The 25,580-nt window shown below is 66.4% G+C and carries 21 protein-coding genes; 9 read left to right on the forward strand and 12 right to left on the reverse strand.

Annotation, left to right across the window (positions count from 1 at the left end; all coding sequences use genetic code 11):
• Positions 1-2: 2 nt before the first annotated feature.
• A complete protein-coding gene (locus tag A5651_RS24505) occupies positions 3-365 on the forward strand; it encodes a DoxX family protein (protein ID WP_066987439.1) in 363 nt (120 codons plus the stop codon).
• Positions 366-769: 404 nt separating this feature from the next.
• On the opposite strand, the gene A5651_RS24510 is transcribed toward A5651_RS24505, so the two are convergent.
• The 3 genes from A5651_RS24510 to A5651_RS24520 form a co-directional block, all read right to left on the reverse strand.
• Positions 770-1,054 carry a hypothetical protein gene (locus A5651_RS24510; RefSeq protein WP_066987442.1) on the reverse strand — a complete coding sequence of 95 codons (285 nt, stop codon included), beginning with the start codon at positions 1,052-1,054 and terminating at the stop codon, positions 770-772.
• Between the two features lie 47 nt (positions 1,055-1,101).
• Entirely contained in the window at positions 1,102-1,605 is a 504-nt protein-coding gene (locus A5651_RS24515; protein ID WP_066987446.1) for a hypothetical protein, read from the reverse strand.
• A 607-nt stretch (positions 1,606-2,212) separates the two neighbouring features.
• Positions 2,213-2,437, reverse strand: coding sequence for a DUF3618 domain-containing protein (locus tag A5651_RS24520; RefSeq protein WP_066987449.1), 225 nt, complete (start codon positions 2,435-2,437; stop codon positions 2,213-2,215).
• 124 nt (positions 2,438-2,561) lie between these two features.
• On the opposite strand from A5651_RS24520, the gene bcp reads away from it, so the two are divergent.
• Positions 2,562-3,035 (forward strand): thioredoxin-dependent thiol peroxidase, encoded by a 474-nt coding sequence (gene bcp, locus A5651_RS24525; protein ID WP_066987453.1) that lies wholly within the window; start codon positions 2,562-2,564, stop codon positions 3,033-3,035.
• On the opposite strand, the gene A5651_RS24530 is transcribed toward bcp, so the two are convergent.
• The 4 genes from A5651_RS24530 to A5651_RS24545 form a co-directional block, all read right to left on the reverse strand.
• Positions 3,024-4,358: a dipeptidase gene (locus A5651_RS24530; protein ID WP_066987455.1), complete on the reverse strand. Its 1,335-nt coding sequence runs from the start codon at positions 4,356-4,358 to the stop codon at positions 3,024-3,026. The genes bcp and A5651_RS24530 overlap by 12 nt on opposite strands.
• 24 nt (positions 4,359-4,382) lie before the next feature.
• Positions 4,383-4,775 (reverse strand): holo-ACP synthase, encoded by a 393-nt coding sequence (locus tag A5651_RS24535; protein ID WP_066987458.1) that lies wholly within the window; start codon positions 4,773-4,775, stop codon positions 4,383-4,385.
• Positions 4,776-4,819: 44 nt separating this feature from the next.
• Positions 4,820-14,053 carry a type I polyketide synthase gene (locus A5651_RS24540; protein ID WP_066987461.1) on the reverse strand — a complete coding sequence of 3,078 codons (9,234 nt, stop codon included), beginning with the start codon at positions 14,051-14,053 and terminating at the stop codon, positions 4,820-4,822.
• 506 nt (positions 14,054-14,559) lie between these two features.
• Positions 14,560-15,273 (reverse strand): DUF1906 domain-containing protein, encoded by a 714-nt coding sequence (locus A5651_RS24545; RefSeq protein ID WP_197496758.1) that lies wholly within the window; start codon positions 15,271-15,273, stop codon positions 14,560-14,562.
• 164 nt (positions 15,274-15,437) lie between these two features.
• On the opposite strand from A5651_RS24545, the gene A5651_RS26160 reads away from it, so the two are divergent.
• From A5651_RS26160 to A5651_RS25600, 4 genes are read left to right on the forward strand one after another with little or no spacing between them, the layout of a single operon-like run.
• Positions 15,438-15,713: an ATP-binding cassette domain-containing protein gene (locus A5651_RS26160; RefSeq protein ID WP_231988816.1), complete on the forward strand. Its 276-nt coding sequence runs from the start codon at positions 15,438-15,440 to the stop codon at positions 15,711-15,713.
• Positions 15,710-16,207: a TOBE domain-containing protein gene (locus tag A5651_RS26165; RefSeq protein ID WP_231988817.1), complete on the forward strand. Its 498-nt coding sequence runs from the start codon at positions 15,710-15,712 to the stop codon at positions 16,205-16,207. The genes A5651_RS26160 and A5651_RS26165 overlap by 4 nt, the downstream gene beginning before the upstream one ends.
• Positions 16,204-17,388 (forward strand): ABC transporter substrate-binding protein, encoded by a 1,185-nt coding sequence (locus tag A5651_RS24555; protein WP_066987463.1) that lies wholly within the window; start codon positions 16,204-16,206, stop codon positions 17,386-17,388. The genes A5651_RS26165 and A5651_RS24555 overlap by 4 nt, the downstream gene beginning before the upstream one ends.
• Positions 17,367-17,504: a hypothetical protein gene (locus tag A5651_RS25600; RefSeq protein WP_156663154.1), complete on the forward strand. Its 138-nt coding sequence runs from the start codon at positions 17,367-17,369 to the stop codon at positions 17,502-17,504. Before A5651_RS24555 ends, A5651_RS25600 begins: the two co-directional genes overlap by 22 nt.
• Before the next feature lie 2 nt (positions 17,505-17,506).
• On the opposite strand, the gene A5651_RS24560 is transcribed toward A5651_RS25600, so the two are convergent.
• Entirely contained in the window at positions 17,507-18,244 is a 738-nt protein-coding gene (locus tag A5651_RS24560) for a MerR family transcriptional regulator (protein WP_066987466.1), read from the reverse strand.
• Positions 18,245-18,601: 357 nt separating this feature from the next.
• Here A5651_RS24560 and A5651_RS24565 point away from each other — a divergent pair, with 357 nt between their 5' ends.
• Positions 18,602-19,879, forward strand: a complete 1,278-nt coding sequence (locus A5651_RS24565) for a nitrate/nitrite transporter (protein ID WP_066987469.1) — start codon at positions 18,602-18,604, stop codon at positions 19,877-19,879.
• A gap of 5 nt (positions 19,880-19,884) precedes the next feature.
• Here A5651_RS24565 and A5651_RS24570 read toward each other — a convergent pair whose 3' ends face one another.
• Positions 19,885-20,304: a ChaB family protein gene (locus tag A5651_RS24570; RefSeq protein ID WP_066987472.1), complete on the reverse strand. Its 420-nt coding sequence runs from the start codon at positions 20,302-20,304 to the stop codon at positions 19,885-19,887.
• Between the two features lie 174 nt (positions 20,305-20,478).
• The gene (locus A5651_RS24575) at positions 20,479-21,768 is read right to left on the reverse strand and encodes a low temperature requirement protein A (protein ID WP_066987475.1); all 1,290 of its coding nucleotides are present in this window, start codon (positions 21,766-21,768) and stop codon (positions 20,479-20,481) included.
• 120 nt (positions 21,769-21,888) lie between these two features.
• On the opposite strand from A5651_RS24575, the gene A5651_RS24580 reads away from it, so the two are divergent.
• Both A5651_RS24580 and A5651_RS24585 read left to right on the forward strand, forming a co-directional pair.
• On the forward strand, positions 21,889-22,452 hold the full coding sequence (locus tag A5651_RS24580) for a hypothetical protein (RefSeq protein WP_066987478.1): 564 nt from the start codon (positions 21,889-21,891) through the stop codon (positions 22,450-22,452).
• Positions 22,453-22,637: 185 nt separating this feature from the next.
• Positions 22,638-23,168, forward strand: coding sequence for a DoxX family protein (locus tag A5651_RS24585; protein WP_066987482.1), 531 nt, complete (start codon positions 22,638-22,640; stop codon positions 23,166-23,168).
• On the opposite strand, the gene A5651_RS24590 is transcribed toward A5651_RS24585, so the two are convergent.
• A complete protein-coding gene (locus A5651_RS24590; RefSeq protein WP_066987485.1) occupies positions 23,083-24,444 on the reverse strand; it encodes an amidohydrolase family protein in 1,362 nt (453 codons plus the stop codon). The genes A5651_RS24585 and A5651_RS24590 overlap by 86 nt on opposite strands.
• Positions 24,438-25,577, reverse strand: coding sequence for a CoA transferase (locus A5651_RS24595; protein ID WP_197496760.1), 1,140 nt, complete (start codon positions 25,575-25,577; stop codon positions 24,438-24,440). The genes A5651_RS24590 and A5651_RS24595 overlap by 7 nt, the downstream gene beginning before the upstream one ends.
• Positions 25,578-25,580 lie beyond the last annotated feature (3 nt).

The raw sequence follows: 25,580 nt of genomic DNA on the forward strand, positions 1-25,580 counted from the left end.
CGGTGATTGCCACCGTGATCGTAACGGTCGTGCTGGCGATCCTGTTCGCGTTCTCCAGCTCGATCAAACTGCTGGGGGCGCCGCAATCGCTCGCGATTCGCGACCATCTCGGAGTGTCACCGACGCTGTGGCGGGTGATCGGCCTGCTCGAGGCGGCGGGCGTGGTGGGTGTTTCGGTGGGACTGGCGTGGGCGCCGATCGGCATCGCGGCCGCGATCGGGCTGGCCTTGTTGTCGGTCGGCGCGGTGGCGTATCACTTGCGCGCTCGCGACGGCGTCGTTAAAACCGCACCGGCCGTGCTTGGCATCCTGCTGGCCGCTGCGACGGCGATACTGCAGACCTTCTCAATCGGGTGGTTTCAGTAGCGTTGCGCGTGGCGTCAGCACGTCGCCTGACACCGATCCGGCTCGGATGTAGAAGGACACGAAAAACCGGCGGTGAATTTCCACTCACAGTCGATCCGCGCTAGATCGTCGTAGTAGATGCCGAAGTGGTCGTGCTCACGGCCGGCGTCGTCGACCGAAATGCAGACGAGGCCAGGCAGACATAACGGTTCAACGGCTGGGCACGGCCCCTAATCCACCCGCAGCCAGGCGCTCAAAGGGTCGCCGCATCGTCTGCCAGGGAACGCCGCAGGTCAGCGGTTAACTGGGCCGCGTTCTCTTAATCAGCGGGTCCGGGGTTCGAAACCCTGACGGCGCACCACCTTCTCTTCCCGGTCCGGCTCGCGACTCAGCGAACCTGTACAGCGCCACCGTCGACATCTCGTTCATCGATGAAGCAGGTCGACTTCAGTGGCGGTGGTGACCCGCTGTGCGGGAATGCCGGCGCGGTCACACGTCTGCGCGACGGTCGTGGCCGAGTCGGCGGTGAAGACCGCAAAGAGCACCTCATCGGTGGGTACGACGAGCAGGTTGAGCAACTGGACCGGTGAACCCTGTGTGGACATCAAGACCGCCGAGTCGCTCAGGCGCGCTGCGGTGTCATCGAGCGACTCCTCCGTCGCTGCGGAGTGGTACCACTCGACGAGGTAGCAGGGCACCGGATCAGCCATCGAATGAACGCTAATCGGTTACGAACGCTGAGGAATCGGGTGTTTCCCTATGACTCAGCCTCAATCTGTCCGATGCGCCCGCCGAGTTCGGCCCGCATCGGATGCCGAGCTTGTTGTATATGCGTGCCAGGTTCGCCTCGACCGTCTTTGGGCTGATGAACACTGTTGGTCGCGGTCCGAATGGTGTCGGTCGCCTTGTCGAGGATCGCCGGCATGTTCGCGCCACGGAACCCTCGCAGTGCCTGGAGATCGTCGACGTCGTGGACGAGCTTGAGGCTGCCACCGGTATCGCCGGGCACGGTGTCGACCACCTGCGCGGCGCTCAACGGAGACGTCTGGCCCACGAGCGCCCGCCCGATCGCCGTCTGCACGTTGTCGAGGGCTTCCTGAAGGGCGTGGACGAATTCGTCGAGCGGGCTGACCGACAGCGCCAAGTCTGGATTGGCGACCTTCACATCCGGCGGCGTGGCGATCACCGGAGCGACAGCGATGACGCTCACTGCCATCAGCGCAACGGCGACCGTCGCATACGGACGGAAAGCCTTTCGCATCGTGGCCTTTCGGAGCGTTGCTAGCGCGAGCGCTCATGAACCTACCTGAGAACAGACTGGCAAACGCGGGAATCGGATCGGCTGTCCGCGGATACGCCAATAGGCTCATTTTGCGGCCCACGGGGACGCCCGCCGCGATCTTGCCATCGGCCAGCGGTTGCCAGCCGGGCCGGCGCAGCTCAGCTCCTCGGAATTTGAAGAATCAACGACAATATGTGCTACACACCCCGACCTGGTGACGCAACTATCCACAAGACGAAACCGGGCTAGGTAACGGGGGGATATCGAGTATCCCCAGCACATAGGTTCAAGCTGCGAATAAGCAGAATCATGTGTTAGCCTCCTGTTAGCTGGAGGCTGGAGCAGCTGCCTGGCGCACGTCTCGAGGAGCGGAAGGGAGGCTTAGCTGATGTTCGCGTTCAATGCCATGGACATGTCAGAGGGGCCTTCCCCCGCCGCCGGAACCTTTGTTGCTGCGCCGGCGGCCGACGGCACAGGACCAGCGGCCATCCGCAGTTGCAGCCGACTCGGGCGCAGCGCGAATCCACCCGGCTTCTCGTTCTCAGATTGGCTACGGCACTGGCGCCGCCACTGACGGTTGGCCTGATCAGTTCCTGAGCTTGCGGACGAGAAGCACTACGACGACGGCGCCCAGCCCCGCCAGCGACACGGCCACCGCGGGCTTCTTGACGAAGACGATCACACTGGACTTCACGTCGTCGGCGATTCGTCGCGGATTAGCGCGCTCGGCGAGCGTATCCACGGTGATGGCCAACTGGTCACGAGCCCGATCGATGTCTTCCTTGATGGCGTCGGGATCTCGATCTGGCACTGTCGTCCTCCATCGTCCGTCGCGTCCGCGCGCATGCCGTCTGCCGTTCGCGTGCACTTGCCGAACTACCCTAGATCAGCCGGCGCCGACCCCGGCGCACCGGTGGAGAAGAAAGGGATTATCGGTGGCACAGACCCCACGTTTGGAGGTGGGCGACAAAGCGCCCACGTTCAGCCTGCCCGACGCCGACGGCAACAAGGTGTCGCTCGCCGACTACCGCGGTCGCAAGGTCATCGTCTACTTCTATCCGGCCGCCTCCACCCCCGGCTGCACGAAAGAAGCGTGCGATTTTCGCGACAACCTGGCCGAACTGAACGACGCCGGACTCGACGTCGTGGGCATTTCGCCGGACAAACCGGAAAAGCTGGCCAAGTTCCGCGACAACGAAAAGCTCAACTTTCCCCTATTGTCCGATCCCGACCGCAAAGTCTTGACGGCATGGGGCGCCTACGGCGAGAAGAAGATGTACGGCAAGACGGTGCAGGGCGTCATCAGGTCCACGTTCGTCGTCGACGAGAAGGGCAAGATCGAGGTCGCGCAATACAACATCAAGGCCACCGGGCACGTGGCCAAGCTGCGCCGCGATCTATCGGTCTGACGCCAGGTTCTCCAGCAGCAGCGCCTCGGCGGTCGCCGCGCGCTCCAGCACGCCGAGGTGCAGGCTCTCGTTGATGCTATGTGCTTGCGTCTGAGGATCTTCCACTCCGGTGACCAGGATCTTGGCCGACGGAAACGCCTCGGCGAACTCGGCGATGAACGGAATCGAACCGCCCATGCCCATGTCCACCGGCTCGGTGCCCCAAGCCTGCCGGAACGCGGCGCGGGCAGCGTCGTAGACGGGTCCGCTCGCTTCGATGGCGTAGGGCTGGCCGATGTCGCCGGGCGTCACGGTGAGCTGAGCTCCCCACGGCACGTGCTTGTCCAGGTGTCGGGTCAACGCCTCGAGGTGAGCGCGTGCGTCGCCGCCGGGCGCCACCCGCATACTGATCTTCGCGCGTGCGCGCGGAATCAGGGTGTTCGACGACGACGCGATGGGCGTGGTGTCGATCCCGATGACCGTGATCGCCGGCTTGGCCCAGAGCCGTTGCGGCACCGAGCCGGAACCGATTTCGGCAACACCGTCGAGCAGGCCCGACTCGTGGCGCACACGATCCTTCGGATAGTCGACGTCGGCGGCGTTCGACTCGTGCAGTCCTTCGACGGCGACATTTCCGTCGTCGTCATGCAGCGATGCCAGCAGCCGTACCAGCACGCTCAACGCGTCGGGCACGACGCCGCCCCACAGGCCGGAATGCAGGCCGTGATCCAGCGTGGCCACCTCGACGATGCAGTCGGCCAGCCCGCGCAACGACACTGTCAGGGCGGGACGCTCCACGCTCCAGTTGTCGGAGTCGGCGATGATGATGACGTCGGCCGCCAGTGCGTCTTTGTGCGCGGCCAGGAGTCGGCCCAGAGATGGCGAACCGATCTCCTCCTCGCCCTCGACGAACACAGTCACGCCGACCGGCGGTTGTCCGCCGTGCGCGCGAAACGCCGCGAGATGTGTTGCGATACCAGCCTTGTCGTCGGCGCTGCCGCGGCCGTACAGGCGGCCGCCGCGCTCGGTCGGCTCGAAGGGCGGTGAGACCCAAGCCGATGGGTCGCCTTCGGGCTGCACATCGTGGTGGGCGTACAGCAGCACCGTCGGCGCGCCGGGTGGTGCGGGATGCTTGGCGATGACGGCCGGTGCGCCGCCCTCGCTGACGATCCGCACATCCCCGAAGCCAGCCTGCGACAACAGCTCTGCGACCGCTTCTGCGCTGCGGTGCACTTCTGCGCGGCGGGCGGGATCCGCGCCGACGGATTGGATGCGCACCAGGTCTTCGAGGTCTTGCCGCACCGACGGCAGCACGTCACGTACCCGCTCCACGAGATCGCTCATGCCGAAAGAGGTTAGCCCCAGAGGTCAGCGCTCCTCGAGGACGGCGACGGCGGCGGCGGTGTCGGCCTCGTGGGTGAGCGACAGGTGAATCGTCACATCCCTCAGATGCTCGGCGATCGCGCCGGTGAGCCGCACCCGCGGCCGACCCCACATATCGGTGACCACCTCGATGTCGCGGTGGATGCCCTCGGGCAGCACGGGACGCTTGGAGAACCGCGACCCCGACCACGCCTTGATCACCGCTTCCTTGGCCGCCCAGCGAGCCGCCAAGTGCCGCGCCGCCGACGAACTCTTGTCGGCGGCATCGCGTCGCTCACCGGGGGTGAACGTCTCGGCGAACAGCGTGCCCGGCCGGTCGACCTGTTCTGCGAACTCGGGAATCGAGACCAGGTCAATGCCCACGCCGACGATGCTCACGCTCTAGAACCCTAGCCCTGCCTCTGCGCTCTTTGCGCAAGCGCTCATCGCGCGTAGATGCCGTCTTCGCCCAGCCTCGACGCGGGATCCAGCAGCATTTCGGCCTCCACGAAATTCTCCGGAGCCTCGTCGTGCAGCCTGCGGTTGCTGGCCGGCCGCTCGTACAACGGCTTTCCGCCCGCGATGGCCGCCGCCAGCCGGCGCTGGCCCTCGAACACCCGCTCCTTGGCCTTCTCCTGGTAGGCCGCCCGCTGCTCGGGATCGAGTGCGGCGACGAATGCCTGCGGATGAACCAGCGCGATGACCCCCGACACGTGACCGAAGCCGAGGCTGGTGATCAGGCCCGCTTTGAGCGGGAACTTCTCGCCCAACCGCAGCGTCTCGCGCACCCACACGAAGTGTTCGGCGCCGGCGAGCTCCTCGTCGACACAATCCAGGCTCCGGTTCGGCGGGATCACGCCGTCGCGCAGCATCTGGCACATGCCCATCATCTGGAACACCGCCGCACCACCCTTGGCGTGACCCGTCAGGCTCTTCTGCGACACGATGAACAGTGGGGCGCCGTCGGAGCGGCCCAGCGAGGCGGCGAGCCGCTCGTGCAGCTCCGTCTCGTTCGGGTCGTTGGCCAGCGTCGAGGTGTCGTGCTTGGAGATCACCGCGATGTCGTCGGCGCCGACGCCGAGCTTTGCCAACGAGCGTGCCAGCAGCGAGTCCTTGCCGCCCCGCCCCGCACCCAGTGCGCCGAGCCCGGGGGCCGGGATCGAGGTGTGCACGCCGTCGCCGAACGACTGTGCGTAGCCGACCACGGCCAGTACAGGCAGGCCCATCTTCAAGGCGAGATCGCCGCGCGCCAGCAGAATCGTGCCGCCGCCCTGCGATTCGACGAAGCCCAGCCGACGACGGTCGTTGGCGCGGGAGAACTTCGAATCGCTGATGCCCCTGGCGCGCATCATCTCGGTATCGGCGGTGGCCGCCATGTCACCGAACCCGATGATCGCCTCCAACGTCAGGTCGTCGAAACCGCCGGTGACCACCAGCTCGGCCTTGCCGAGCCGAATCTTGTCGACGCCCTCTTCCACCGAAACCGCAGCAGTAGCACACGCGCCAACCGGATGAATCATCGATCCGTAGCTGCCGACATAGGACTGGATCACATGCGCGGCAACGACATTCGGCAGCACCTCTTGCAAGATGTCGTTCGGCTTGTTCCGTCCGAGCAGGTTGCCGTGATACATGGTCTGCATCGATGTCATGCCGCCCATGCCGGTGCCCTGCGTGCTGGCCACCATCGTCGGGTGAACCCAGCGCATCAACTCGGTCGGGGTGAAGCCGGCGGACAGGAAGGCGTCGACGGTCGCGACGATGTTCCACACCGCCACCCGGTCCAGCGACGTGTTCATGTCCGGGCTGATGCCGTACACGGTCGGGTCGAATCCCGTGGGGATCTGGCCGCCGACAGTGCGCGACAGCTTCGTTTTACGCGGAACCCGAATCTCGGTGCCCGCCTTGCGCGTTACCTGCCAGTCGCTGCTGTCGGGCACCGGCGTGGCGATCGTGTGCTCCGGGTCAAACTGGACGAATGCGCGCGCGTCGGCCTCCGACGACACGACGAACGTGAAGTCCTTATCGAGGAACACCGACACCAGAAGCGGTGACGCGTGGTCGGGGTCGATAGCGCCGTCGTCGACGAATTCGCGGATACCGGTCCGCTCCACGACCGAGTCGTGATAGCGCTCCACCAACTCCGATTCGTCGACCAGCTCCCCGGTTTCGGTGTCATACCAGCCCGGCTTGGGATCGTCTTCCCACTTGATCAGGCCGGTGGTCCACGCCAGCTCGAGCACGCCGGCGGCCGACAGCTCGTTGTCGACTTCCATCTCGAAGCGGGTCCGCGACGAGCCGTACGGGCCCAGCTCGGCACCGCCGACGATGACCACCATGTCGGCGGGATCGATGTCGAGATCGGCCCATTCGGGCGCCGGTGCGGCGGTGAAGCCGCGCGGCGGCGAGGGCAGCGCGGAGATGGTGTTCTCCGACTCGGCGCTGTCCTCCGACGTTGCCTCCTCTTGGACCATCTCCTCGCGCGCCTTTGCGGCCAACTCGGACATGTCGATGTCGATATCACCCAGGCCGCCAGTCAGATCCACCTTGAGCGGTTCCTGTGCGGCTGCCACCTTGGACTCGATGCTGCACAGGTCGAGCAGCATGGCGGCCATCTGGTCGGTCGAGTAGGTGGTGACGCCCGCCTCCTCGACCGCGCTGACGATCGCATCGTTGGCACCCATCAGGCCGGTGCCCCGGGTCCACCCGATCAGCGCGTGTGCCAGGCTGACGCGCTGGGCCCACGACGATTCGGCGTTCCAGCGCGTCACCACGGCGTCGAGCGCCGACTTCGATTCGCCGTAGGCCCCGTCACCGCCGAACATTCCGCGGTTGGGCGAACCGGGCAGCACGACGTGCAGTCTCGACGCGATGTCGCGCTCGGCGCCGATGTGCGATAGGCCGCCGATCAACCGCTGCACTGCCCACAGCAGTACCTTCATCTCCATTTCGGAGCGCGATCCGGCTTCCGACAGGTCGCCTGCCACCCGCGGCGCCGCGAACGGGAACAGCAACGTCGGCGTCTGCGCATCCTTGATGTGAATGGACTGCGGGCCAAGGCTTTCGGTCTGCTCGTTGCCCACCCAGGACACCAGCGCGTCGATGTCGGAGTACGACGCCATGTTGGCGGGCACCACCCACAGCGCCGCGCCGAAGCGGGCGTGTTCGCGATACAGGTTGCGGTAGAACTCGAGCCGGTTGTCGTCGAGCTTGGAGGTGGTCGCGATGACCGTGGCGCCGCCGTCGAGGAGCCCGGCCACCACTGATGCCGCGATCGAACCCTTCGATGCACCTGTCACCACGGCGATTTCGTCGCTGTAGCGGCCCTTGCCCGGATTCTCGGCACCGGCTGCGGCGCGGCCGTACAACGACGCGTGGATGGTGCGGCCGGCGGCCAGCGCTTTGCCCTGCCACCACGAGGCCTGCTTGGCGACGACATGGCCCGCGCCCTCGAACCGCTCCGAGAGCCGCTGCCAGTCGGCGTCGATATCGCCCTCGTCCATCAGCCAGAGCTTGACGAGATCCTCACGTGCACTGGCCCACCGGTCGTCGAGCAGCACCGCCTTGCGGCCGTCGAACACCGGCGCCACCAAACGTGGCCAGTCCGAACCCAGTTCGGCGGTGACCAGCTCGATCAGCTCGGCGTCGGTAGCCGTCTCCGGGGTGGAGACGGCGTTGTCGAGACCCAGCTGGCCCAGCACCATCCGGGCGGCCGAGGCCAGCACGCCGTCGCGGCCGGTGACCTTCTCGGCGAACTCGGCGAGCGCCGCGGAGTCGACGACGCCGCCACCGGCACCACCGCCGGTCGAGGGCAGCGCCACCGAGATACCGCGTCGCGCGGCCACCGATTGCACGGCCGCGTCGATCACCTTGTCGAACGTCGCCGCGTCGGCCAGCGCCCCGTCGTGCAGACCACCGAGGCTGCCGCCGCGCACACTGGAGCCCTCGCGGGTGCCCAGCGCGACCTCGGCCGTGACATGTTTGACCCAGCCGTCACCGAGCTGCCAGGTCTTCTTGACGCGCTCGGCGATCGCGGCCGGCCGCTTGCCGGACGGCCCGAGCACCGTGCGCAGCTGATCGTTGATCGCGTCGGAAAGCACTGGGCCGTATGGCTTGTAGGTCCGGGCGAGCTTGGTCACTTGGCCCTTGAGCCCGGCCAGATCCGCCTCGGCGGCGCCGTCGATGGCGCCCAGGTCCAGCTCCGAACCGAGGTCGACGAGCAACTGGTTGCGCCGTGACGATGCACCGTCGGTGATCGACTCGATGGAGTCCAGCGGCTCGATCTGATCGATGCGCATCTTCGCCGACAGCGCGATCAGCGCCATGGTGGCGTCGGCGGCGTCGAACGGGATGTCGTCGGGTTGCGGAGCGCCGGCCGGCGCGGTCGGAGCGGCGACGGGTGCCGCGGCCTCGACGGGCTCGGCCGCCTCCTGCGCGGGCGCCGGTTCGTCGGCGATGTCGTCTGGCTCGGGGTCGGTGTCGGTGGCAAACAGCACAGCGGCGTCCCGTTCCGAGTTGAGCACTTCGGTTGTGTTGTGCGAATACTCGGGCAGCTTGAGCGTGTTGGCCGCCAGGCCCGCGACGGTCGGCGAGGACTTGACGCCGATCTCGACGAACCGCTCGACACCCAAACCGCCGGCCGCCTCCTCGATGAACAGCAGGTCTTGGGTCTCGATCCAGCGCACTGGGCTGGCGAACTGCCACGCCAACAACTCGATGACGATCTTGCGGCACAGCTCGCGCGGCTTCTCGTTACGCCAGGTGTCGTAGTCGGCGAGAATCTCGTCGAGCGGCTCGGCGGGCACGAGGTCGCGGATCTCCTGGATGAAATCGCGGTCCAGCGTGAACGGCCGCGGGACCAGGTTCGGGATGTAGCGGCCGATGATCAGCTCCGGATCCTTGTCGCGCGGCATTACGCGCTCCAGCGAACGCCGGAAGTCGGCGACGCCGACCCGCAGCACCGAGGAGTGGAACGGCACGTCGATGCCGGGCACCAGAATGAAAGACCGCTTGCCGCCGGTCATTTCGCGGCGCCTCTCAACTTCTTCCTCCAGCACCTCGAGCCCGCGGACGGTGCCCGCGATGGCGTACTGAGAACCGCGCAGGTTGAAATTCACGATCTGCAGAAATTCACCTGTGCGCTCGGAGATCTCGTTGACGAAGTCGACCACCTCGGAGTCGTCCAGGTCGATCTGCGAGGGTCGGATCGCCGCCAATCGGTAGTTGGAGCGGCCGAACTCGTCACGCGGCACGATGTCGTGCATCTTCGAGCCGCGGTGGAACACCACCTCCAACAGAGCCTCGAGCTCGTACACACCGCTGACGCACGCCAACGCGGTGTACTCGCCGACGGAATGGCCGCAGGCGATGGCGCCCTCGACGAACGCCCCCTGCTCACGCATCTCGGCGACCTGGGCCGCGGCCACCGTCGCCATGGCGACCTGGGTGAACTGCGTCAGGTAGAGCACGCCCTCGGGGTGCTGATAGTGGACACCGCTGGCGATCAGGCTGGTCGGGTTGTCACGCACGACATGCAGTACCGAGAAACCGAGCGTCTCGCGGGTGAACTTGTCGGCCGAGTCCCACACCGCGCGGGCCGCCTTGGACCGGGCACGCACCTCCATGCCCATGCCCTTGTGCTGAATGCCCTGACCCGGGAACGCGTAGACGGTCTTTGGGGCGGCCAGCTGTGCCGTCGCCGACATCACCAGGTTGGACCCGACGCGGGCGGCGACCTCCAAAATCTCTGCGCCACGGTCGATTCCGACACGATCGACGCGGATCTCCACCTCGTCGCCGGGCAGCACCATGCCCAGGAAGCGGGCGGTCCAGCCGATCAGCCTGGCGGGCGGAATGGCCTTGCCGTCGGTGGCGGTGACGACCTGCTGCGCGGCGGCCGACAACCACATGCCGTGCACGATCGGCGATTCCAGGCCGGCCAGCAGCGCGGCAGCCCGATCGGTGTGGATCGGATTGTGGTCACCGGATACCACCGCGAACGCGCTCATGTCATTCGGCGCATGGACGGTGACGTCACGGCGACGGCGCCGCGGTGTATCGGTGGCGTTGTCGGTCATCGCGCCGCCGGCGCGCGGCGGATCGGTAAGTTCGACGGGGCCGGTGCGGCCGCGGATCGCGAACCGCTCCTCGAGCTTGGCGAGCTCGGTACCCTCGGCGTCGGCAACGCTCACCGTGACGGGTACGACGCGGCCGACCTCGGTGTCGATGGCGCCGGAAGCCGTTGCAACCACGGTCAATTCGGCCTTGGTTGCGGGCATCGGCGCGAGCAGATGCGCGGCGTGATCCAGGTGGACCAGGCTCAGCAGACCCTCGACGACGGGGAAACCCTCCTCGGTGACGGCCGAACCGATGACCGAGAAGACCGCGGGCCAGCACAGGCCCACCAGCGCGTCGGGAACCATCTTCGGCCCCGCCGCCAGGGGCGCGCCGAAGGTCGCGGTCACCCCGGTGTGGTCGGCGACCTTCTCCGGATCCCAGCCGACGGTGAGCCGTGCAGTGTTGTCCACCACCGCCGGCAGGGCGTCGGGGCCGTCGGCGCCGGCGGCGATTGCCAGCACCGACCGCATCGCGGCCGAGGCGTCGAACACGGTGACCATCGGCATGCCGCCGTTGACCGTGCAGGTGGGCAGCGTGAAGCGGATCGTGATCCAGGTGCCGGACAGCGGAACGCTCAGCGTCACGGAGTCGTCGTCGACGAGCTCCAGCCGCGCGCCGGTGGATGGGTGTGTCGCGGAACGGTTTTGGTTGACCTGCCAGGTGCCGGGTTCGCCGATGCGGTGCACAGGGTTGATCGAGGCGCGGCCCGCCCACAGCACGTCGGGCGCATCAAGCACGACGGCCAGCGGGCCGGTCACGTCGGTGCGCGCCTGACGGCGGGTAACGACGGCCACCGGCTCGAGGCCCGAGGCCACCACTTCGGCGATCGAGGCCTGCTCGAACCGGTCGAGCAGTTCGCCGACGGGTTCGTCCATTCTGGTGATACCCGCGACGGCCTGGGTGCCCGGGATGATGCACACCTGGTCGGCGTCGTAGCGGGCGTCGTGGGCCTGCCACAGCGAGTCGCTACGCCACCACCGTCGCACATCCTTATCGATGACCGGCACGAAGTTGACCGGCTTGCCCGGCGTCTTGCACAGCTGGACGAAGAACGGGACGTCGGCAGGATGCAACTTGATGGTCTCGGCGTCGGGGTAACGGGCCACCAACGCGGCGATCGCCTGATCCGGCTTCTCCAGTAGCGCAAGGCCATTGGGGGATTCTTCGAAGAGCGTCTCGATGGGCCCGAAGTCCTTCGGGTGCAGGCGGGCCTCGGCGCGCCGGAGCATGTCGGCGAACCGGTCGCGCCACGTGTCGGCCAGCCAGGGGCTGCCCGGTGACGCGGTGTCGGCGGTGCTGTCGCCGTCGCCGATCGCCAGTTCGACATAACGCTGCAGCCATTGCAGGTAAGTCATCTCGCCGACCTCGCCGAAGTACGGCTTGCAGGTGTTGGCCATCGCGGCGATGATCTCGTCGCGGCGTGCGGCGACGGCGTCTGCGTCACCGGCGACCTCGTCGAGCAGACGACCGCAGCGCGAGGCCGTGTTGTCGATCTCGTGGATGTCAGCGCCTAGCTGACTGCGGCTGGAAGCCATGCCGCCCTTGGCTTTTCCGGCACTGATCCAGTGATCGGTGCCTTTGGTCTCCACCAGCATCCGCTTGACGGACGGAGACGTGGTGGCCTCTTTGGTCGCCATCGCCGCGGTGCCGACGAGGATGCCGTCGACGGGCATCAAGGGGAAGCCGTACGCCTGTGCCCATCGGCCCGAGAGATACTCTGCCGCCCGCTCCGGGGTGCCGATGCCGCCGCCGACACACACCGTGATGTTCGACCGCGAACGCAGCTCGGAGTAGGTGGCCAGGAGAAGGTCGTCGAGGTCCTCCCACGAGTGGTGGCCACCGGCGCGGCCGCCCTCGATGTGCATGATGACCGGCCTGGTGGGCACCTCGGCGGCGATCCGGATGACCGAGCGGATCTGCTCGACGGTGCCCGGCTTGAAGACCACATGGCTGATGCCGACCTCGTTCAGCTCGTCGATCAGCGCAACGGCCTCTTCCAGTTCCGGGATGCCGGCGCTCACTACGACGCCGTCGATCGGCGCACCCGACTGGCGCGCCTTCTGCACCAGCCGTTTGCCGCCGACCTGCAGCTTCCACAGATAGGGGTCGAGGAACAGCGAATTGAACTGGACGGCACGGCCCGGCTCGAGCAGCTGCGTCAGCTCCTTGATGCGGTTGTCGAAGATCTCTTCGGTAACCTGGCCGCCGCCGGCCAGCTCCGACCAGTGGCCCGCGTTAGCGGCTGCCGCAACGATCTTCGCGTCGACGGTGGTGGGCGTCATGCCCGCAAGCAGGATCGGCGACCGGCCCGTGAGCCGGGTGAACTTGGTAGACAGCTTCACCGAACCGTCGGGCAGACTGACCAGGGTCGGGGCGTAGCTGGACCACGGCTTGGCGACTTCGGGGACCGCGCCGACGGTGAACAGGTTGCGCTGGCCGCCGCGGGTGGCTGCCGGGACGATGCCGACGCCGAGGCCACGGATGACCGGCGCCGTCAGGCGGGTGAGGATGTCGCCGGGACCGAGGTCCAGAATCCAGCGGGCGCCGGCCTCGTGCAGGCGATTGATCTCGGCGACCCAGTCGACGCGCCGCACCAGGATGGCCTCGGCCATCTCACGCGCCAGGTCGACGTCGACGCCGATGGCCGCGGCCCAGTTGCCGACCATGTCGACGGCGTCGGACAGCCGCGGAGTGTGGAAACCGACCTCGACCTGGACCGGCTCGAACGTCGGGTTGAACACCGCGCCGCCGCGAACCTTGTTCTTGCGCTCGGCTTCTTCCTTCTCGGCGATCTGGCGGCAGTACAGCTCGAAGCGTGATAGTTGCTCGGGCGTTCCGGTGATGACAACCGAACGCCTGCCGTTGCGGATCGACAGCACCGGCGGCAGCACGGTCCGCACATCCTGGGCGAACTCGTCGAGAAGCTCGGCGATGCGCTCGGGGTCGGCGTTGGTCACCGACACCATCGGCGGGCGGTCACCCAGTACGGAGATCCCGCGACGGCGAGCAACCAGCGTGCCCGCGGTGCCGATCAGCTGAGCCATCGCGAGCAGCTCGACATCCCTGGCGCCGTTGGCCGCGAGCGCCTCGACCGCCAGCACGCCCTGCGAATGGCCTGCCACGGCGACCGGCGGGGCGGCCGCCAGATCCATACCCTGACGGCTCAGCGCGCGCACAGCGGCGATCTGGGTGAGCAGCACACCGGGCACCGATACCGCGGCTGACGTCAGATTCTTGGCTTCGGGCACGGTCTCCTCGGCGGCGAGCGAACGAACCCATTCCATCGGCCTGAAGCCGATGGGCCGTACAACGATCAGCTCGCGCGCCACCGGTTCCAGCCGGAGCTCGGCCTCGCCCACCAAGGTCGCCAACTCGGCCTCGATGCCGGCCGAGGACACCAGTTCCTCCAATGTCTCCAGCCACGCACTGCCCTGGCCCCCAAAGGCCACGGCGTAGGGCTCGCCGGCGGTCAGACGATCGACGAGGGCGTGAGTTGACTGCGGCGCGCCGGACTCGTCGCCGCGGCCGGTAGACACCCGGTCATGTTCATTGATCGTCACGTCTCGTAATCTCCTCGCTCGGCGCTTCTGCCACGTCTCGCGTCGTCTTGTCGTCTTCGGGCTGTCGTCTCGGTGGTGTGACCCGGCTCCCCTGCTTCAGTCACACTGATTCGTCGTCGAACCCGACCGGCTCGGACGCATCCCGCGGAACGTCCCCCTCGAGCACTCCAGCCGTACTAAGAGTGTCATAAGAACCATCACGATTTTCGCGCCCGAAATGGTTACTGGCGAGTTCTACGGTCGGGTAACCACCGTTCGCGTAACGCGGCCTTCACAAGCGGCCGGACGCTTCCAAGACAAACGTCCTGCATGATCGTGGTTACGCTTGAGTAAGAACAACAGCGCAGATCAAGGCATAGCTGTTATCAAATCGTTATATAAAAATTTCGCTTATCGGACGGTGTCGGCCGAGCGGCTTCTGACGCGACAACACGGCCGTTTTTGTCTTGTCGGCGGCGTCAGTCGATGCAAAAAGTTTGCTGGCGATACTTACTGATCGGTAAGGTTTAGTCCCATTGACCGAACTGAGGCTTGAGGATGTGGTTGATGTCGACGCCGATGCCACCGACGGTCTGCTTGTCGATCTCGACCTGATGCAGGTGCGCCGCACGATGCACGAAGCCCTTCGGAGAGCCCCAGTCGTGCTGCCAGAAAAACGCGCCGAGGCCGTCCTGCAGCGCCCAATCGATGGTCTTGGAGTTGGCATAAACGCCCACCCGCTGATGACCGAGGACTGATTCCCAGCCGCGCAGATATGGCGCAACTTGCTGCTTGTACTGCTCGTATGACGGGTCGTCGTCGATCGAGGCGTAGATCGGCGCGCCGGACGAGCCGCCCGCAGCGAGGTGTAGCTGCCAGCCCCTCTTCGCGTGCGCGATGCCGGCGTTCTGGCCACCGAGCCAGTCCGCGGTGTCCTGCTTGCCGTACTGGTAGCACGACACGATCTTGAGGCCGTTCTGGTAGAGGTCGCGCGCCTCCGCCAGTTGGATCGGCTTGCCCAGCATCCACTGGCCGCCCGGTCTGCGGTCGGACACATAGCGGATAGCTCCGTGGGCGCCCGCAGCCCGGATATCGGCGGCGGGGATGACACCGGCCGCATAGTCGAGGAGGACGCCGAGGGGTTCGGCATGCGCGGGAGCCGGCGGCCCCAAGGACGACGCGGCAAGGACCGCAGGAGCCGCGGCCGCGCACTTCAGCAGGTCCCGGCGGGACATGAACACGTGCCACAGAATATTTCAAAAACCTCTGCTTGAACTTCAGCACCGCTGGTCACACCTGTATCCCATTCCGGCTGGAGGGTGCGGAAACAGATGTCACCGGCGTCGAACGCGCCGAAAGCCTCGATGGCTCTGCAATACAACCGCGGAATCCATACGATCTGGCAATGCCCTCGGGGACGGCCGGCGCCGCTCAGCGCGCAGACCCCGCTACCACGGTCGACGGTCCGCAAATCGAACTCATCGGCGTTCGGAAGGAATTCGGCGATCTCCGCCGCCGCACCACGATTGTCGCCGTCGAGGGAGCCGACCTGACCGTCGGCGACGGAGAACTGTTCGCGATCCTCGGCCCGTCCGGGTCGGGCAAGACCACCGTGCTGCGCATGGTCGCCGGCTTCGAACAACCGACGGCGGGCACGGTCCGCCTCGGCGGGTCGACGTGACCAGCGTGCCTGCGCGTCGGCGTGACGCGAACACCGTCTTCCAGGAATACGCCCTCTTCCCCCACATGACCGTTGCGCAGAACGTGGAGTACGGGCTCAAGGTCAAGGGCGTGGCACGCGACGTCTACGAGAACCCCGCGAACCGATTCGTCGCCGATTTCGTCGGTACCTCGAACGTGCTCGACGGCACAGCGGCGCGAGCCCTGATCGGCAGGCCGGGCACATTCGTTGTGCGGCCAGAGCGCATCGGGGTCTTCGCGCCGGGAACCGATTCGGTCTTCGGCGTACAGACCGCCGACGCGACGGTGCTGGAGGTCATCTACGCCGGGCCCACCACGAAGATCGTTGCGGCCACCGCACAGGGCATGACATTGACCGCCATCATCCTTACCGCCAGCACGTGGCTGCCTCCCGACTTGCAGCACGGCAGCCCAATCACGTTGGCGTGGCCACAAAAAGCCGTTCATCAACTGTTAGTCGAGGAGCAGCCATGAAAGCAGCCCGGTTGGGTCTCGTCCTCGGGGCATGCGCCGCAGTACTCGTCGCGTGCTCGGGCGCCGACCAAACCGGAGGAACGGGAGAATCGCCCCCGAAGCTGGAGCCGCGCAGTGCGGTCGGTGACGGCGAAGGCGAGCTGAATCTGATCGCTTGGGCCGGTTACGCCGAAGACGGCTCGAACGACAAGACTGTCGACTGGGTCACGCCCTTCGAGAAGAAGACCGGCTGTCAGGTGAACGTCAAGCTAGGCAACACATCTGACGAGATGGTCCAGCTGATGCGCACGGGAGAGTACGACGGCGTTTCGGCATCGGGTGACGCGACGTTGCGATTGATCTACGCCGGCGACGTGGCGCCGGTGAACACCGATCTGGTGCCGAGTTACGCGACGATCTCCGACTTCCTCAAGGATCAGCCGTGGAACTCCGTCGACGGCCAGATGTACGGCTTGCCCCACGGTTGGGGCGCCAACCTGTTGATGTACAACCTCGACGTCGTGCGCGACGCGCCCAACTCCTGGGGCGCGGTGTTCGACGGTGCCGACAAGTACAAGGGCAAGGTGACCGCGTACGACTCCCCCATCTACATCGCCGATGCGGCGCTGTACCTGTCCAAGACCAAGCCGGAGGTGGGCATCAAGGATCCGTATTCGCTGACCCCCGAACAACTCGACGCCGCAGGCGAATTGCTCTCCAAGCAGAGGGAGAACATCGGCGAGTACTGGTCGGACTACACCAAGGAGGTGCAGGCGTTCGAATCCGGCACATCGGTGATCGGCACCACCTGGCAGGTGATCGCGAACCTGATCGGCAACGACAACAAGGTCCAGGTCAATACCGTGCTGCCCAAGGAGGGCTCCACGGGTTGGTCCGACACGTGGATGATCTCGCCGAAAGCCGGGCATCCCAACTGCATGTACAAGTGGATGGACTGGATCACCTCGCCGGAAGTCAACGCGCAGGTGGCCGAGTATTTCGGGGAGGCCCCGGCGCAGACGAAGGCCTGCGAGCACACCACCGAGACGGACTTCTGCGACATCTTCCACGCGACCGACGCTCACTACGCCGCTCAAATCCGTTACTGGACAACGCCGCAAAAGAAGTGTGTCGATGGCAGCGGCGACAACTGCACGACCTACGACCAGTGGGTCACCAAGTGGCAGCAGATCAAGGGTTGATGACGTCGGTGACGTCGATGTCGGTGCGACGCCGAATCGCGCTCACCGTGGTGGCGGTCCTTCCAGTTTGGCTGGCTCAGCGGTTCGGAGGTGATCAGGCGTCGACGCGGGTGTGAACCTACGACGCCGTCGGCTCCCAGTCGCCGCGGGATGCGATGTCGGTGGTGTACTCCGAAACGGCAGAGACCATTTGCCGTTGCAGCGCATCCTCGAGCAGGTGGGTGACGACCGCGATGCCGAGATCGCGAAAGTCCCGGATCAAGTCGGCCATGTCGTTCATCTCCCCGGCCGTGGGCACATAGTGGTTGCCGTAGCGCGACGCAACGGACTCCTCTAGGGCGGTGGCCAGGGTCGCCGCCAGGTCTTCGATTGTTCCGTCCGCGGAGTCCACAACACGAAGGATCACCTGGACGTAGAGCAGCTGATCGCTGGCACGGGTCACGATCTCCGCGATGGTCGGCTGCACGAGAGCAATCGAGTTCTCCACCCGCTCTGCGAGCCCGCAGGCAATCAGCCGTTGCGCCTCGTCGCCTTTAGGGTCGATGGCCAGGACGAGGCGCTCCGGTCGAGTGTCGTCGGCGCGGGCGCCCAGGATTGCGTGCTGGACACCCAAGATGGCCGCCAGATCATGGCCTTCCCGCATACGTGCAAAGAATTCGGCGATGTGGGCCGAGTTGAATCCCTTGCGGAGCAGCTGGTTGATGGTCTTCAACTGCGACAGGTGGTAGTCGTCGTAGAACGCCGATCGACCTTGGCGCCGCGGCGGGTCCAGAAGGCCGCGCTCTCGATATGCCCGGATGTTCCGCGAGCTGACCCCGGAGATGCCCGCGAGGTCGTCTAACCGGTACTCAGCCAAGCCGACATACCAATCCTCGATGGGGACAGCGACCTCTCATATTGACATTTTAATACCATATGTCCATCCATGAGCAAACCCATGACCGATTCAGTTAGAGACCCAAGATCGGTCGCCACACCGCGAATATCAGCCGTTATGTGACAGATGTGAATTAGTTAGCTACGCGAACATGCACTTTTAGCCAACTTCAGTGGTTCCCAGAGTCGGGAGACGGCGTATTCCCGAAGTGCGGGTGAGTGATCTCACCGGTGCGGAAGTGGCATCGCGGCTGGTACTGCGCGACGATGAGAACACCGGTTCGTAGCTTTCGAGCCGTTCTGGCCATCCGCCCACGTCATCTACGAGAGGTTCTGCGTGCGTCCCTGGATCGTCTGGGCCACCGGACTCTTGGCCTACATCGTCGCGGTCGCGGACCGCACCACGCTCGGGGTGTCGGGCCTCGAAGCCGCGGACCGGTTCGCGGCCAGCCCGGGCGTGCTGTCGTCGTTCGTCGTGCTCCAGATCGTCGTCTACGCCGGAGTCCAGGTGCCCGCCGGCCTATTGCTCGACCGATTCGGGTCGAAGGCGCTGATCGTGTCGGGTGCGACCCTGATGGCCGCGGGACAGCTCACGTTGGCGTTCACCGAGTCGCTGCCGGCGGCTATTGCGGCGCGCGCGGTGGTCGGGCTCGGCGATGCTGTCACCTTCATCTCCGTGCTGCGGCTGGTGCCGCACTGGTTCACGCCCCACCAGATCCCGTTGGTGACCCAGCTGACCGGCATCTGCGGTCAACTGGGCCAAGTGCTGTCGGCGGTCCCGTTTATCGCACTGCTGGCGAGCGGCGGTTGGACAAGGGCGTATTTGTCTGTGGCCGCCCTGGGCGTGGTGTCGATCGTGCTGACGCTGGCATTGGTCAAGAACACACCGAACGGACCGATTGCCGATCCGCCGTCCAGTTCGATCGGTGAAGTATGGTCCAGCGTCAAAACGGTCTGGCTGCGGCCGGGCACCCGGCTGGGGTTCTTCACCCATATGGGCACGCAATTCTCGGTGACCGCCTTCGCCCTGATGTGGGGGCTGCCGTATTTGACTGTCGGTCAGGGCCTGTCGGTCCACGTCGCGGGGACTCTGCTGACGGTGTCGGTGGTCGCCGCGATCGCCGCTGGAATCTTGATCGGCATCTTCACCGGACGTCGCCCGCACCGACGGTCGCGGCTGGTGTTGGGCATCATCGCGAGCAACGCCGCGATCTGGACGATCGTGCTGGCGCTGCCGTCCGCGGCGCCGCTGTGGTTGCTGACGCTGCTTGTTGTCGTGATCTCGGTGGGTGGCCCCGGCTCGATGGTCGGTTTCGACTTCGCGCGCACCTTCAACCCGAGCGCGACACTCGGCACCGCTCAGGGCATGGTCAACATGGGGGGCTTTCTCGCCGCGCTGCTGGTCATGCAGGCGATGGGTCTGGTGATCGGCGCCGCAGGCGGTTATTCGTTCGAGTCTTTCCGGCTGGCGTGGACCGTCCAGTACGTCATCTGGGCGCTGGCGACCATCGGCATCCTGATCACCCGCACGAAGGCGCGCAGGCAGCTACGAGAACAACCGGATCTGTTGGAGAGCTTCGACACCCACCCGGCCGAGCCGGCACATGCGCGCTGACCGGGTCACCTGTTGCGGCTGCTGACCCGCCGGTTGGCTTTCTTGATCGCGTCGACGAGTTGACTCTTGTTCATCGTCGAGCGTCCCGAAATGTCCAGTCGCCGCGCAATGTCCATCAGATGCGTCTTCGACGCGTTGGCGTCCACTCCTTCCGCGGAGGCCCCCTTCGCGTTGGGGCCGCCACTACGGGCTCGGGCGTCGGACGGACCCTTCTGCCGTTTCGGCTCCCAGTGGTCGCCGACCTTCTCGAAACTGTGTTTCAGCGCGCTGTAGGCGACACGGTGTGCCCGCTCGCCCTCGCCGTACTCTTTCGCGGCCGCATCGTGCGCCTTGGCGAATGTCCGCTGTGCTTTCGCGGATGACTTCTGCAGCGTGCTCGGCAACTCGCTCTTCTTGGCGGTGCCGCGTGACGTCGTCTTCGGCATGACAACTCCTCCGTCGGCCCTTCTAGGCTCGGCCTTCTTGGTGAAGAGCCGCCGAAGTCGCGTCCGATGCCCGCTGGTCCCATATAAGCGGCGGCCGCTTCTTGACCAGACCTCTCAGTCGCTCGCCGTCGCGAGGCCGTGGTGCCGCAGAACCATCACGCGCGACTTCGGCGGCTACGAACGGGACTTACCCGGGGAATCGTCGGTTAAACGCGGTGTGACGGCTGCCTCACCTCGGCGGTATCCCCGCAGTTCGTATCCGACGACGATCATCGCCGGCGCCAGCATGACGAGCAGCAACGCGTTGGCCATCGACATGCCCCGGCCGACCAACACCACCGCGGCCACCAGCACCATCATGGTGAGCACCGCCAGCAGCAGGTGGACGGTGTCGCGGGCTTGCATGAGCCACGAGTAGAGCAGGTAAACCGCCGCGACATAGACCGCGACCGGGATCGCCACCGACAGCACAGTGCCGGCGGCGCTTAGCTTCGACTGATGCTCGACGTAGTAGGCGGCAGCGTGCAATCCCGCACCGGTACCGACGATGGCCCCGAACACCACGATGTGCAGATATCCGAGCCGGAAGGACAGTTCGCGCCGCGCGTGCAGGATGTGGGCCTGCGGCACCATGAAGTAGAGCCACCACATGCCGAATGTCAGGCCCGTGCCCGCGACCGCGACGAGGACCGCCGCCACCGTCCAGCCCTGCGCCGAGACGACCGCTGACAGTGAGGCGACGGTGCCGACGACCCCTTCGCCGAGCGCGATGATGGCCAGCAGCGAATAGCGCTCGGCGATGTGATGCGCATGCCACGGCGTGCCGCCCCTGCGGCGCTCGGCCAGCCACGGACCGAACATCTCGAAGGCGATCAGTACGGCCACGATCGCGAACGTCGGCACTAGGGGTGTGTCGACGAATATCGATCCGATCCAACCGATCTGGGCGACGGTGACGACACCGGCGTAGGTGAGGCACGCCGCACGTCGCATCGGGTCCTGCTTGGCCGCCCGTAACCACTGCGCCACCAACCCGATTCGCATGACGACATAACCGGCCACGATCACCCGGTTGTCGATGTGCTCGCCCGCAATGACCGTGGCGTACATCGCCGGAAGACCCATCGCCAGGATGATGACGCCGACCATCTGCAGCATGGTCATCAAGCGGTAGACCCAGTCATCGGTGTCATAGGCCGAGGCGAACCAGCTGAAGTTGATCCAGGCCCAGCTGATGGCGAACGTGGCGAAGAGGAAGGCGGCCAGCCCGGCGCCAGCGTGATCCTCGGCGAGCGCATGGGCGAACTCGGACGCAGCGAGTCCGAAACCGATCACGAACGTGAGGTCGAACAGCAACTCCAACGGAGTCGCCGCCCGGTTCTCCTCGTCAGGGTCGCGCCCAGACATCGTGCGGATGCGGTGCGCCGGGACACGTTTCGGCGGATGGGATTCGGCCTCGGTCATGACGACACTGTCCAGGTTGCGCCGTGCGCGCCGCAAGAGAGGTAGTGCACTACGCACGCCGTCGCCACATGGCCTGCCGATGATCAACTGCAGAGGGCCATGTGATGGAAGGCAGGCGGCATGTCCGAACAGTTCACGGTGACGATGCTGGGTGGTTTCGAGGTGTACCGCGACGGTCAGCTGGTGGAGCTGCCGCCCTCGTGCCGGCGGCTGATCGCCTGTGCCGCCCTGAAACGCCGTGCGGTGCCCCGCAGCTGGTTGTGCCGAACCCTCTGGCCGGACACGCGATCCGACCGGGCGGCCGCCAGGCTGCACACCACGCTGTGGCGGCTGCGCCCGATGGGCGCCGAAGGACTGCTCGCCATGACCCCGAGATCGGTCGCCATCGCACCCGACGTGTCGGTCGACTGGTACGACGCCGTCGACCTGATCGGCCAGCTGCTGCGCCGCAGCGACGACGGGGACACCAACCGAGACCTGGCTGCCGAACTGCTTCCGCTACTGCGGGCCGGCGCCCTGCTCGACGGTTGGATCGACGACTGGACTGCGCATGCCCGCGACACCTATCGGGTGCTGCGGGTCGAGGCGCTCGAGGCAATCGTGCGCGCCCGAAAAACAGAGGAAACAAATGGTGCACATGCGCGTGTCGCTGTGAACGATCCGCCGGCTTTGGTCGTCAAATAGACATACGTCCCGATTGGAGAATCATGACCGCCCTGTTCGTCAGCTGCCTGAGCCTGTCGGCGATGCTCGCCGCGGTCGGCGTGCACGAACTGCAGACGCGGCTCGAGCGGTGGGACTACGAACGGCACGCCGAAGACTGACGGGGCTGGCACCGTTCGTCCGAGAATGAACTAGGTTCTCCTGATATGGACGGCTCTGCCTACGACACCGCGCTGTTGATTCTGCGTGTGTGCCTCGGCCTCACCATGGCGGCACACGGTTACAACAAATTCTTCGGCGGCGGCCGGATTCCCGGCACCGCAGGCTGGTTCGAGAGCATCGGGATGAAACCCGGCGTGCTGCATGCCCGGATCGCTGCCACGACCGAGATGTCGGCGGGCCTTGGTTTGGCCGTCGGCCTGCTCACCCCGATCCCTGCGGCAGGGTTCGTCGCATTGATGCTGGTCGCCGCATGGACTGTGCACCGCGCCAACGGCTTCTTCATCGTCAAGGAGGGCTGGGAGTACAACCTGGTGCTCGCCGTGAGCGCGATAGCGCTCGGTGGTCTCGGCGCGGGCCGGTTCAGCCTCGACCATGTCCTGTTCTCGGGCACCGACGTCGACCACCTGCTGCACGGCTGGTGGGGACTGCTCATCGCGGCGGGTCTGGGACTTGCGGGCGGCATCGGTCAGCTGGTGCTGTTCTACCGTCCGCCGCAGCGGGCCGAGGCTGACTGACCCGGCCGCCGACGATCGTCGTCGTGACCATGTCCGACGCCAGCGTTTCCACCTCGGCGGTCGCGGCGAGCACCATGAGGTCGCCGGGCTGACCGACGGCAACGCTGCGGGGAATGGCTGGGCGGCCGGGGTGGCCCAGGAAAAGCTGCAGCGCCTCCCTAGGTGAGATGCGCTCCTGGGCGCCGAGCACGTCTCCTTCCGCGGTGGTTCGGTGAACGGCTGCGCGCATCGAGGCCCACGGGTCCATGCCACCGAAGGGCGCGTCGGTGCTTGCGGCCACCGGGATACCGGCCCGCAACAGGGACGCCACCCGCCACAGCTGCGGCTGTTCGTCGACGGGCACGTCCTGCAGGTAGTGCTCGCCGCGTTCGGCGACGAAGTTGGGTTGGGTAACCACGGTGACCCCGACGCCGACGAGTTCGGCGAGCATATCGTCGGGGACGACCGCGGCGTGCTCGATCCGGTCGCGCGGGTGACTGCCCGCTGCCCGCAGGGCGGCGAGCGCGACGATCAGCTGGTCGCGGGTGACGCAGTGCAATGCGACCGGGCGGTCGTTGTCGTGCAGTTCGCCGATCCAGCCGGTGAGCTCGTCGACGTCCAAGCGGTCGTCGTGCAGGATCCGCTTTCCCGGCGCCAGGAAGTGCAGCCGCTGCGGGATCTCGCCGAGCCGATGTGCGACCGACAGCGCCGCCACATCGTCGGCGGTGAGATCCGGTGTTGCGTCGGTGATTCCGGTGACGCCGTATCGGGCTAGGCGATGGGTGATGTCAGCGATCGCGGTGGCGCGTTGCGGCAATGCGTCCGCCCAATCGTCGGCGCTGAACAACCTGCCGTCCGAATGGTCGGCAAGCCCGACCCGCGACAGCGCTGCCGAGTTCAAGATCCACATGGCCCCGCTGCGGTGCTGGATCCGCACCGGCGTGTCGGCGAGGAGGGCATCAAGCTGGTCGCGGTCGAGCTCGCCGGCGACCGACACGTGATAGCCGACCGCCCTGATCCAGCCATCGGGGCCGGGCTGCGCGGCCCGCAACGCCTGCGACAGTTGCGCTTTCGTGCGCACCTGCGGCGGCCCGGCGGTCAGCGAGTCGAGCGCAGCGGCCATTGCCCGCAGGTGCAGATGATGGTCGTGCAGCCCGGGCAGCACGGCGCCGCCGTCGGCGTCGACAACCTGTTCTGAGGCCTGTGGGTCGAGCCGGTCGGCGATCTCGCGGATGCGCTCGCCGACCCGGATATCGACGATGTGACCGTCTCGCAGCCGACCGCGACGAATCAGCATGGCGCCAAGCGGGATTCGATCAGGTCGAGCACGCGCCGGTTATCGGCTCCGAGTCCTGGTGCGGGCCGGGGTGGTAAAGCGGGAACGCGGGGTGACCGGTCGCTGCTCGACGCGACGCCCAGCGACGAGTTCGCGTAGTCGGCGGCCACCTCGGCGAGGGCGATTTCGATGATTTCGCCTCCGCCGCGCGCCAAACTGGTCAGGACCGCCTGCGCGGCAGCCAGGCCGGTCAACGGGTCGGCGATCGCGTCGCCGACGAACACCACGCCCTCGCCGACGAGACCGCCGGCGACCGCCGCGTCATCGCCAAAGGCGATGCGGTGGGCACACTCCCCTGCCGTGCCGTAACCGGTGACGCGCAACCAGACTCGCCCCGCGCGCGCCTGCACCTGATCCGGGCCGAGGCCGCGGCGGGTGAGCGCAGCGGGACGCGATCCTTCGATCACCACGTCGGCGGCCGCCAGCAGCGGCCACAGGTCCTCGGCACGGAAGTCGGTGGCGTAAGACAATTTCGACGCGTTCATCCAGGCGAAGAACCGGGCATCACCCCGCCGCGTGCCGTCGGGCCTACCGCGGCTTTCGACCTTGACGACGGTAGCCCCGGCCTCGCTGAGTAGATGCCCGCACAGCGGACCCGCCCACATCGACGACAGGTCGACCACCAACAGCTCGGGAAGCGCGCGCGCTGCCTGAGGCCCGCTGGCGATGAATTGTGCTGGCGCTGGTGCTGTTTCGCCGAGCACGGCGGCGGGTAGGTCAAGCAGGCGCGCCCGTGCGACGAGTTCTTCTGCGGCGCGTCCTGCCGCGGCCACCGTCAGCGCCGCCCACGGCTCTGCGGGTTGGTCGGCCAATTCGAGCAGCGCGGCCACGGCCTCGATGTCGTCGGGTCGCGACAGCGTCAGCGCGACCCAGCCGTCGCGGGTGCGCAACAGCCGTGTCGACCCGCCCGCCGAAACTCGACCTGCGGGCGCCAGTCCGAGCAATCCGGCTCTGCCGGTAAGGATCTCGTCAGCATCGACGGCGAGCGCACCGCAGAGCTCGGCGGCGCCCCGACCGATGTCGTCGGCCACCCGTTGCGCCCGATCGATGACGGCATCGGGAATGCCCAACGGGCTCACCTGGACGTTGTTCATCGT

The organism is Mycobacterium sp. 1274761.0 (genome assembly GCF_001668615.1).
In the GTDB taxonomy this organism is placed as follows: Bacteria; Actinomycetota; Actinomycetes; order Mycobacteriales; family Mycobacteriaceae; genus Mycobacterium.